This window comes from Desulfosarcina sp. (genome assembly GCF_041551955.1).
Taxonomy (GTDB): Bacteria; Desulfobacterota; Desulfobacteria; order Desulfobacterales; family Desulfosarcinaceae; genus Desulfosarcina.
The window spans coordinates 1-10,073 of the sequence record NZ_JBFELV010000155.1 but is presented as its reverse complement, the minus strand read 5'-3'; the positions used below and the strand labels follow the sequence as shown (position 1 = coordinate 10,073).

General features: G+C 56.6%; 11 protein-coding genes. 10 read left to right on the top strand and 1 reads right to left on the bottom strand.

The annotated features are described in order from the left end of the window. From ABYV26_RS13150 to ABYV26_RS13120, 7 genes are all read left to right on the top strand, one after another. Positions 1-2,253: FAD-dependent oxidoreductase (locus ABYV26_RS13150; RefSeq protein ID WP_372681688.1), on the top strand; the 2,253-nt coding region annotated here is incomplete at its 5' end. A gap of 90 nt (positions 2,254-2,343) precedes the next feature. Beyond that, the gene (locus tag ABYV26_RS13145; protein ID WP_372681686.1) at positions 2,344-2,757 is read left to right on the top strand and encodes a hydrogenase iron-sulfur subunit; all 414 of its coding nucleotides are present in this window, start codon (positions 2,344-2,346) and stop codon (positions 2,755-2,757) included. A gap of 52 nt (positions 2,758-2,809) precedes the next feature. After that, positions 2,810-3,478, top strand: coding sequence for a methylenetetrahydrofolate reductase C-terminal domain-containing protein (locus ABYV26_RS13140; protein WP_372681685.1), 669 nt, complete (start codon positions 2,810-2,812; stop codon positions 3,476-3,478). Next, positions 3,475-4,416: a methylenetetrahydrofolate reductase gene (locus tag ABYV26_RS13135; RefSeq protein WP_372681683.1), complete on the top strand. Its 942-nt coding sequence runs from the start codon at positions 3,475-3,477 to the stop codon at positions 4,414-4,416. The genes ABYV26_RS13140 and ABYV26_RS13135 overlap by 4 nt, the downstream gene beginning before the upstream one ends. Positions 4,417-4,546: 130 nt before the next feature. Then, positions 4,547-4,936, top strand: a complete 390-nt coding sequence (locus ABYV26_RS13130; protein ID WP_372681681.1) for a response regulator transcription factor — start codon at positions 4,547-4,549, stop codon at positions 4,934-4,936. 177 nt (positions 4,937-5,113) lie between these two features. Next, positions 5,114-5,971 carry a shikimate dehydrogenase gene (locus tag ABYV26_RS13125; protein ID WP_372681679.1) on the top strand — a complete coding sequence of 286 codons (858 nt, stop codon included), beginning with the start codon at positions 5,114-5,116 and terminating at the stop codon, positions 5,969-5,971. Between the two features lie 34 nt (positions 5,972-6,005). Beyond that, entirely contained in the window at positions 6,006-6,140 is a 135-nt protein-coding gene (locus tag ABYV26_RS13120; protein WP_372681690.1) for a type II toxin-antitoxin system YoeB family toxin, read from the top strand. 241 nt (positions 6,141-6,381) lie between these two features. On the opposite strand, the gene ABYV26_RS13115 is transcribed toward ABYV26_RS13120, so the two are convergent. Continuing rightward, positions 6,382-7,776: a sigma-54 interaction domain-containing protein gene (locus ABYV26_RS13115; RefSeq protein WP_372681677.1), complete on the bottom strand. Its 1,395-nt coding sequence runs from the start codon at positions 7,774-7,776 to the stop codon at positions 6,382-6,384. 271 nt (positions 7,777-8,047) lie between these two features. Between ABYV26_RS13115 and ABYV26_RS13110 the strand changes: the two genes are divergently transcribed. The 3 genes from ABYV26_RS13110 to nrfD form a co-directional block, all read left to right on the top strand. After that, positions 8,048-8,275, top strand: coding sequence for a hypothetical protein (locus tag ABYV26_RS13110; RefSeq protein ID WP_372681675.1), 228 nt, complete (start codon positions 8,048-8,050; stop codon positions 8,273-8,275). Positions 8,276-8,344: 69 nt separating this feature from the next. Beyond that, the gene (gene hybA / locus ABYV26_RS13105; RefSeq protein WP_372681673.1) at positions 8,345-9,268 is read left to right on the top strand and encodes a hydrogenase 2 operon protein HybA; all 924 of its coding nucleotides are present in this window, start codon (positions 8,345-8,347) and stop codon (positions 9,266-9,268) included. Continuing rightward, positions 9,265-10,073, top strand: an 809-nt coding sequence (gene nrfD, locus ABYV26_RS13100) for an NrfD/PsrC family molybdoenzyme membrane anchor subunit (protein WP_372681671.1), incomplete at its 3' end; no start/stop codon positions are given. The genes hybA and nrfD, both read left to right, overlap by 4 nt.

Genomic DNA, 10,073 nt, shown 5'->3' with positions numbered 1-10,073 from the left:
TGCTCCTCGGTCTGCTGCATGTACACCAACAAGCAGACCATCATCGCCAAGGAGCACAGTGACAAAGAACTGGATACGGCCGTCTTCTTCATGGATATGCGGACCCACGGCAAGGAGTTTGAAAAATACTACATGCGCGCCAAGGATGAAAAAGGGGTGCGCTACATCCGGTCCAAGGTGCATACCATCGATCCGGTGGAGGACGACAACCTGCGACTGCGCTATATCACCGAAGAAGGAGAGCTGGTTGAGGAAACCTTCGATATGGTGGTCCTGGCAGTTGGCCTGGCCCCCAACAAGGAATCGGTAAACCTGGCCAAAACGATGGGCATCGATCTCAACGAACACCTGCATGCCGCCACCCGGACGCTCGAACCGGTGAGTTCCAGCAGGCCAGGTGTCTTTGTCTGCGGCGCCTTCCAAGAGCCCAAAGACATCCCACAGTCGGTCATGGAGGCATCCGCGGCCGCCGCAACGGCCACCCGGCCACTGGCCAAAGCCAGAGGGTCGCTGATTAAAACCAAAGAACTGCCACCGGAAATCGATGTGTCCGGCCAGGAGCCGCGGGTGGGCGTATTTGTCTGCAACTGCGGCATCAACATCGGCGGCGTGGCCGATGTGCCGGCGGTGAGGGAATACGCCGCCACCTTGCCCCATGTGGTGCATGTGGAGGACAATCTGTTCACCTGCAGCCAGGACACCCAGGACAAGATGAAAGAGGTGATCGTCGAACATGGCATCAACCGAGTGGTGGTGGCCTCCTGTTCGCCACGGACCCACGAGCCCTTGTTCCAGGAGACCATCCGGGACGCCGGTTTGAACAAATACCTGTTCGAGATGGCCAACATCCGGGATCAGAACACCTGGGTTCACATGAACAACCCGGAACGGGCCACGGCCAAGGCCAAAGACCTGGTCCGCATGGCCGTGGCCAAGGCCGCCTTCATCGAGCCGCTGCACCAAGTCAGGCTTGAAGTCATCCAGAAGGTCGTGGTGGTCGGCGGCGGTGTGGCCGGTATGGAGGCGGCTTTGGGCGTTGCCGACCAGGGACTCCAGGTCTATCTGGTGGAGCGGGGTGATATCCTGGGCGGTGTGGCCCACAAACTGCGCTCCACCTGGCAGGGGGAGCCGGTCAAACCTTACCTCGAGTCGCTGATCGACCGGGTGCGCAGCCATGAAAAGATTCGGGTGTTAATGAAGACGGAGCCGGTGGAGACCACCGGTATCATGGGCAACTTCACCACCACGCTCATGACCTCCGGTGAGTCGCTCACGGAGACGGTGGTGGAGCACGGTGCCACCATCATCGCCACCGGCGGCAAGGAGTACATTCCCAGCGAATACTTGTACGCGCAGAATCCCAATGTGTTGACTCACTTCGAAATGGATGCGGCCATGGATGCAGACGACCCCCGGTTGTCCACCGCCAAAAGCGTGGCCTTCATCCAGTGCGTGGGGTCGCGGACCGTGGAGCGGCCATACTGCAGCCGGCTTTGCTGCACCCACACCGTCAAGAGCGCCCTGACGCTCAAGGAGCGCAACCCGGAGATGGACATCTATGTGCTCTATCGGGATGTCCGCACCTACGGATTCCGTGAAGAGCTTTATAAAAAGGCCCGGGAGAAGGGCATTATCTTCATGCGCTACAACGTTGAGGACAACCTGCCGGATGTCAAGGAAGCCGACGGTCAGCTGCGTGTGACCGTAAGGGACCATGTGCTCCAGATGCCTGTAGAGCTGAATCCGGACCTGCTCGTATTGGCGACGGCCGTGCTGCCCAACGAAAACAAGGACCTGTTCGAGCTGTTCAAGGTGCCGATCAATGCCGACGGCTTCCTGGTGGAGGCCCATGCCAAGCTGCGTCCCGTGGACTTCGGCTCCGAAGGCATCTTCATGGCCGGTCTGGCTCACTATCCCAAGGCGCTGGACGAGAGCATCGCCCAGGCCAGGGCATCGGTGTCACGGGTCATGACCATCCTCTCCCGGGATTCAATCCTGGTGGGCGGTGTGGTGGCGGAAGTGGATCCGGACAAGTGTGCCGTCTGCGTGACCTGCGTGCGGACCTGCCCCTATCACATTCCCTACATTGGGGAGGAAGGGCATGCGGTCATCGAACCGGCCGAGTGTCATGGCTGCGGCAGCTGTGTCGCCGAATGCCCGGGAAAGGCCATCCAGCTCAAGCATTTTACCGACGAACAGATCGTTGCCAAAACGGCGGCCCTTTTTGAAAAGAAAAAAGGGGAGGCGGCTTAATGACGTGGAATACGGGCGCCAGAATAACCGGCAGCCTGAGAACTCCGGGCGCCCGAATTTTTTATACCTTAACACCATCGGAGAGAGATCATGAATGAAACCTTTGAACCCCAGATCCTGGCGTACTGCTGCAAGTACTGTGCGTATGCAGCTGCCGACCTGGCCGGATCCATGCGCTTGAATTATCCAAGCAATGTGAAGGTGATTCAGGTGCCGTGCAGCGGCAGGGTGGACATCCTTCATCTGCTGACCGCCTTCGAAGGAGGGGCGGACGGCGTATACGTGGCCGGGTGACTGGAAGGGGAATGTCATTTCCTGGAAGGAAATCTCAAAACCAGACGAAAAGTCGAATACGTTCAGCGAACCCTAAAAGAGCTGGGCATGGAGCCTGAGCGGGTGCAAATGTACAACCTCTCTTCAGCCCAGGGACCCCGCTTTGCCGAAATCGCGACCGAGATGACGGATAAAATCAAAGCTCTGGGACCGAGCCCGGTGAATACTTAACCACGGCCATGAGGCGGAGTCACCCGCCCGTGGACCCGAAGAGGTGAACCAAATGATAATTGCGGATCGAAAATCTCTGGAAGAGATACAGGACATGATCAAGGCGTACAAGAAAATCCTTCTTGTGGGATGCAAGGGGTGTGTGACCGTCTGCAATGTTGGCGGGGCCAAGGAGGTGGGCGTCCTGGCCGCCACCCTGAAAATCGCTCGCAAGAAAGACGGCAACCCCATCGAAATCGACGAAAAAACCTTGGAGCGGCAGTGCGATCCTGAATACGTGGAGCAGATCCGGGACATTTACGACCAGTACGATGCGGTCCTCTCCATGGCTTGCGGTGTCGGCCCCCAGTTTCTCTCCGAGGCCTATCCCGGCCAGAAATTCTTTCCGGCGGTGAACACCAAGTTCTTCGGCGGTGCGGTTCAGCACGGCATCTGGGAGGAACGCTGCGCCGGCTGCGGGACATGCGTGATTCACTACTACGACGGGTTGTGCCCTATCGCCCGCTGTTCGAAAAGCATCCAGCACGGTCCCTGCGGTGGCAGCGCCGACGGAAAATGCGAAATCGCCAAGGATGTGGAGTGCATTTGGGATACTATCGTTAAAAAGAAAATCGAGCAGGGACGGCTCGAGGATCTTCGCATCATTCGTGCGGCGAAGGACTGGACCACGGCAAGGGACGGCGGTCCCCGTAAAAGCATAAGGGAGGAGTTGGTGCAATGAGCGATAATGGTTTGAAATCAGGAAGTAATCTGGAGAAGGTGCTCAAGGCTGGCCACTTTGCCTTTACCGGTGAATGCGGACCGCCAAAGGGTGCCAATGTGGAGCACCTCAAGGAAAAATTCGAGCACCTGCGCGGCGTGGTGGATGCGGTGAATGTCACCGACAATCAGACCGCCGTGGTGCGCATGTCCAGTGCGGCGGCATCGGCCATCATGGTGGCCAACGGCATCGAGCCCAACTTTCAGATGGTCTGCCGGGACAGGAACCGCTTGGCCATGATGGCCGACATCCTCGGGGTCTATTCCCTTGGTATTAAAAATATGCTCTGCCTTTCAGGCGATCACCAGAAGTTCGGCAACCACCCGCAGTCCAAGAACGTGTACGACATCGATTCCATGCAGCTCATCGCCCTGGTCAAGAAAATGCGTGACGAAGGCAAATTCCTCAATGAAGATGAGATCGATGTGCCACCCAAGATGTTCATCGGTGCTGCGTCCAATCCTTTCGGTGACCCGCATGAATACCGGATCTACCGCTTGGCCAACAAGATCGACGCCGGGGCCGATTTTATCCAGACCCAATGCATCTACAACATGCCCCGGTTCAGAGAGTTCATGAAAAAAGCGGTGGACATGGGGCTGACGGAAAAGGCCTATCTTCTTGCCGGCGTCACGCCCATGAAAAGCGCCCGCATGGCCCAGTACATGGCCAAAATGGTGCCCGGCATGGATGTCCCGGAAGAATTGATCGAACGGCTAAAGGGTGCCGGCAAGGGCAAGCAGGCCGAAGAGGGCATCAAGTTCGCCATCGAACAGATCGAGGAGTTCAAGGAGATGGAAGGGGTTGCCGGTGTTCACCTCATGGCCATCGAGTGGGAGCACAAAGTCCCCGAAATTGCCGAACGGGCAAAGGTGTTGCCCCGGCCCCAGGTCGATTGAACCGATTGAGCCGGAATTGCGGCGTTGCGGAAGATTCAATCGCCACGACATCCCCGGCCTCACCCGGTCATTTAGTTAAGCTCAGGCTGCTGATTTATCAACAATCAGCTTGGCATAAAGGAGAATTTCAATGAGTGACAAAAAACGAATCCTAGTGGTGGACGACGAGCCCGATTTCTGTTCCATCGTTCAGGGGAATCTGGAAAAGGAAGGCTTCGATGTGGAGGTGGCATATGATGGTGTGCAAGGATTGGAGAAAGTCAAAGCCCATCCGCCGGATGCCATCGTTCTGGATGTAATGATGCCGGAAAAGGACGGATATGCGGTATGCAAAGAGCTGAAAAGCAATGAAAAATACGCCGACATCCCTATTGTGATGCTGACGGCCGTGGCATCCCACGTCTCTTCCACCCGATACTCTCATTATGACGGTATGAGCATGGAAGCCGACGACTATCTTCCCAAACCGGCTTCTGCGGAAGAGATCACCGAAAGCCTGAAGGGGTTGCTGAACATGTAACCGTGTCTCAGGTGAAACGGGTTTCCGGCGGTGGTTGGCCGTATCGAACGACCCCCTGCCGGAACACCCGCATCCCGTGCTCAAGAGCCGCAATGACCTTAAAATAGATCCCGATCAGCCCGGCGGCTATTTTTTCGGCGGGACGTTGATCGTCAGCAATACACGAGACCCAGCCAGATGAATCAGCCGTTAACGTTTCTGGACGCGACACTCGCGTTCCAGACAAAGGTGTTTTGTATCATCAGCGATCAGCGGGTGTTCAGATCCCGGTCGCCGGCGATATTTGCCAAGGTGCTCGGCCGGACAGGCATCAATGGGGTCTATGTGCCCTTTATGGTCGAGGATGGCAATATCGGCAAAGCGCTGGAGAGCCTCCGGGTGCTCAACATCGCCGGTGCCAACATTACCGCGCCATTCAAGGAAAAGGTGTTGCCCTACCTGGATTTGCTTTCCGAGGGGGCCAATATCATCGGCGCCGTGAACACCATTGTATGCAAGGGGGGACAACTCAAAGGATACAACACCAATGCCATCGGCATCATGGATGCCCTCAACGAGGTGAACTTCGACATTGCCGGGAAAAAGGCGCTGGTGATCGGCACGGGCGGTTCAGCACGCGCCGTGGTGTTCATTCTCAACTGGCTGCGGGCCGAATCGGTCGTCGTGGCTGGCCGCGACAATCAGAAAACCTGCCGTCTGGCCGGTCATTTCAACTGCACGCCGCGGTCGTTGACGGATCTGGCCGAAGTTCCCATCGACGTGGATCTGATTGTCAATGCCACATCGATTTCCAGCCGTGATGAATCCATCGAGTTGACCGGCATTGCCGAGGGTATCAAGAGCAACGGTTGCCAGCTGGTGTTCGATCTCAATTACGGACGCCGCGAGAATATCTGGCAAGCCTTGGCGCAAAAGGGCGGCATCCGTTTCATGGATGGGCTTTCCGCGCTGGCCTACCAAGCCCGTCGGACCTTTTTGCTGTGGACCGGCCAGGAGGTGCCGCAGGAGGAGTTTTTAAAGGCACTGGAGCCCTGAAAAATGAACGCCACCACCCGTTAACAATTACACCATATCTCTCGGCCCCACTCAACGGTTCGACAATTCATCGTATTTTCAAGAAGGCAGTGGAAAACCCGGGCCTTGGAAACAGGCCCTGTTTGGATTTTGGTCTCGCCGGATAAATGATGAACATCGAATCATTTAAAAAATCGCCGATGACGCTATCCATCTCGTTTAGTTGCGACATCCTTACTGATCCCCTTAGTTTCAAACGCCCTGCATGAGAGACGCGGGCTTTGTGCGCATCCTGCTTGATGCGATGTCAGGCCTCGGAACGATAAGGATTTTGATCGATTTTCCATTCGCTCCCCGCAAGCCTTAGACCTCGGCTTTTTTCGAACCCGTTGGAAAATCAAGGTTCTACGAGGGCATCAAGCGTAGTGGTGCTATCTTTTCCTTATTTCCCGCTTCAGGTTGATTCCGTATTTGCGCATCCGATTCCAGACCGTTACCCGATTGATGCCCAATATCCGCGCCGCCCTGCTTTGATTGCCACCTGCAGATTGAAGGGCGTCGATGAGCTGCCGGCGTTCGCTGCTGTCGGTGGAAACAGGTTCCAGTTCAACCGTCGAGTCGGTCCGCGGCGGATGGACCAGTATTTGGGGCGGTAAGTGGTCGATATCGATGGTATCCCTGTCCGAAACGGTAAAGGCGTATTCCAGAGCGCTTTTCATCTCTCTGACGTTTCCCGGCCACCGGTATTCCATGAACCGGTTCAAGGCTTCCCGGGTCAGCCCGCGGATCGGTTTGCCGGTGCGTATTGCCAGCCGGTCGATGAAGGTGTTGACCAACAGGGGAATGTCCTCTTTACGTTTGCGAAGCGGCGGTAGATGGATAGGAATCACATTGATGCGAAAATACAGGTCTTCTCGAAAGCGCTTCTGCTCGATGAGTTCCAGTAGATTCCGATTGGTGGCCGTGATAATCCGTACATCCACCGAAACGGGGATGTTTTCTCCCACCCGCTCGAACTGTCCGGTCTCCAGCACCCGCAGCAGCTTGATTTGGATGGAAAGGGGGATGTCCCCGATTTCGTCCAGAAACAGGTCACCGCCGTTGGCCGTTTCGAAACGACCGTCCCGGTCCCGGAACGCTCCGGTGAAGGACCCCTTGACGTGCCCGAACAGTTCGCTTTCCAGCAAAGATTCGTTGAGGGCCGCGCAGTTGAGTTGGACGTAGGGGCTGCCGTTTCGTTTTCCCCGATCATGGATGGCTTTGGCCACCAACTCCTTTCCGGTGCCGCTCTCACCGAAAATGATAATCGGTGCGTCACTGATCGCCGCTTTTTCGATGATGGCGTAGACGGCCTTCATTTCCTCGCTGTTGCCGATGATCCCCCCGAAGCCGCTGTTATCGTCCAATTGGCGGGAGAGAATTTCGACCTTTCGGTCCAAGCGGTCGAGTTCACTTAAATCGGTCAGGGTCTCCACCGCCCCGAGCAAGGCCCCGTCATCATCTCGCAGGACCGATGCATTTTTCAGCGCCGGCAAAAAGGTTCCGTCTTTTTTTTTAATGGTGCAGCGGCAACGGCGCATTTCCGGCTGGTCGGGTTCGAACAGCTTGCACCACCCGTCTCCATGGCTGTTGATGGCCATTTCGCAGGCCTGGCAAGCCAGCACCGTACAGGGTAAACCGGACACCTCTTTGGCCGTATACCCGGTCATCTCTTCGAAAGACCGGTTGACCGACAGGATTCGGCCCTTTTTGCTGATGATGAGCAGCGCTTCGCTCATGGTATTGATCACACGCTCCCAATGCCGATTGATCTCTTTGATCGCCATGCCCTGGTGTCCCTTTCCCCATAGATTTCCCTGCTTTCCGGTTCCCTGCCCACACTGCTTAAACAACTGTTTAATTCATTAGCACATGTTTAAACACCGTTTAAACACTTATTTAGTTCCGTGCGACCAGCAACATTTTTTTATACAAAATAACAAATGGTTAACATGAAAAACAATCATGGCCAGGAGCGGCATGCTTTTTGTTAGTCTATTGATCCGGAAGAAAAGGCTGTATTAATCCGAACCCAAAGACCCGGGGAACGCAAGCATCATGGGCCGGCATCTTCATATCAACCTTGAGCACCTTCCCTGGCCGGTGAACGTTCTAAAATTTAACCAGACCATCTACGACATGCGGCCTGGAGACGACATGCTTGCCACGGTCAACGATGCCGATGTTGTCGGAAATCTGCAGCAGCTCCTCAGCAGCCAGACGGAGGTGGACTTTGATGTGTTTCAAACCAATACGGACTATCGCATTCGGGTAACCAAACGGTGAATCGATTTTAATCCATACGGTGAACCTCCCCGCGGATTGCCGCCGGGAGGGTTCAATCAAGGAGGGTCTATGGGGCTGAACAGACGCGATTTTTTTAAAGTTGTGACCGCAGCGGGCGCTGCGGTGGCCGCATCCGATAGCACCGCCCATGCCTGGCAATCCAGAGCGCCTTCCGACCCGGTCGGTTGTCTGGTGGACCTGACCCGGTGCATCGGCTGCCGCAAATGCGAGGAAGCCTGCAACCGGGTCAACGCATTGCCGCCGCCGGACCGATCCTTCGAAGACCTCACGCTGCTCGATAAAAAGCGCCGGCCGGATGAACGCACCTACACGGTGGTCAATCGTCATGTCTCGGGAGAGATCGATGCGCGCGACCAGCTGGTGCCCACCTTCGTCAAGCTGCAGTGCATGCACTGCCAGGACCCGGCCTGCGCCTCGGCCTGCATTGTCGGTGCCTTGACCAAAAAAGAGAATGGCACGGTTCACTACGATGTCACCAAATGCATCGGCTGCCGCTACTGCATGGTGGCATGCCCCTTTGAGATCCCGGCCTACGAGTACCACGATCCCATTACGCCGCGGGTGATGAAATGCACCTTCTGTTATGAACGGGTACATTCTGAAAACAAGCTTCCCGGATGTGCGGAAATCTGCCCGGTGGAGGCCATCACCTTTGGACGCAGAAGCGACCTGATCGACGTTGCTCGGCAGCGCATCAAAAAGAACCCGGGGCGCTACATCGATCATCTGTATGGTGAGAAGGAGGTGGGCGGCACCAGTTGGATGTACCTGTCCGGTGTGCCGTTCGAGAAATTGGGATTCAATGTGCTGCCGGAAACGCCCATGCCCCGGCTGGCCGAGACCATTCAACACTCCCTGTTCAGTTACCTGTGGTCCCCCATTGTGCTTTTCGGCATGCTTGGTGGCGTGATGTGGGCCTCCAAGGACAAGGGTGACCGGGCCGACAACGGCAAGGAAGGAGGCGGTCAATGACCCATTACGCAGCGCCAATCAAGGCGAAATTCTGGACTCCCGGCGTGGTGGTCCTGGCTGTTCTCATGGCGGCCGGTGCGGCAGCCATCGCGGCTCGCTTCATCGGCGGCATCGGGTATGTGTCCAACCTCTCCACGGCACGGCCCTGGGGGCTGTGGATCGGTGTGGACGTGGCCTCCGGAGTGGCCCTGGCCGCCGGCGGCTTCACCACGGCCTTTTTGGCCCATATCATCGGGCGGCATTATTATGAGGCGGTGGTCCGGCCGGCCCTGCTCACAGCCGTGCTCGGCTATACATTTGTGGTCTTGGGGCTGCTGGTGGACATCGGCCGCTCCTGGGCCATCTGGAAGCCCCTGCTGTATTGGAACCCCACATCCGTTCTTTTTGAAGTGGCCATGTGCGTCATGTTTTACCTCAACGTGCTGTACATCGAGTTTCTTCCCATCGTGGCGGAGCGCTTCAAGGGCCGGGTGAACCTGCCCGGGCCGCTGGCCATCCTCAATGGACCGGTTGACGGGCTGCTCAAACTGGCCGACACTGTCCTGCCACGGATCATGTGGTTTTTCATCATTGCCGGGGTGGTGCTTTCCTGCATGCATCAGTCCAGCCTGGGGTCGCTGATGCTGATTGCCCCCACCAAACTGCACCCGCTGTGGTACACGCCCATGCTCCCGCTGCTGTTTCTTACCTCGGCCATCGCCGTGGGCTATCCCATGGTGGTGTTCGAAGCGACCTTGGCCACGACGTCGTTGAAACTGGACGGGGAGATGAACATCCTCACCCCGCTGACCCGCATCACCATTTT

What these genes read in the sequence shown, in the direction of transcription:
- ABYV26_RS13140 (WP_372681685.1), top strand. Translation starts at nt 2,810, where the DNA reads ATGATAATTGCGGATCGAAAATCTCTGGAAGAGATACAGGACATGATC.
- ABYV26_RS13135 (WP_372681683.1), top strand. Translation starts at nt 3,475, where the DNA reads ATGAGCGATAATGGTTTGAAATCAGGAAGTAATCTGGAGAAGGTGCTC.
- ABYV26_RS13130 (WP_372681681.1), top strand. Translation starts at nt 4,547, where the DNA reads ATGAGTGACAAAAAACGAATCCTAGTGGTGGACGACGAGCCCGATTTC.
- ABYV26_RS13125 (WP_372681679.1), top strand. Translation starts at nt 5,114, where the DNA reads ATGAATCAGCCGTTAACGTTTCTGGACGCGACACTCGCGTTCCAGACA.
- ABYV26_RS13115 (WP_372681677.1), bottom strand. Translation starts at nt 7,776, where the DNA reads ATGGCGATCAAAGAGATCAATCGGCATTGGGAGCGTGTGATCAATACC.
- ABYV26_RS13110 (WP_372681675.1), top strand. Translation starts at nt 8,048, where the DNA reads ATGGGCCGGCATCTTCATATCAACCTTGAGCACCTTCCCTGGCCGGTG.
- hybA (WP_372681673.1), top strand. Translation starts at nt 8,345, where the DNA reads ATGGGGCTGAACAGACGCGATTTTTTTAAAGTTGTGACCGCAGCGGGC.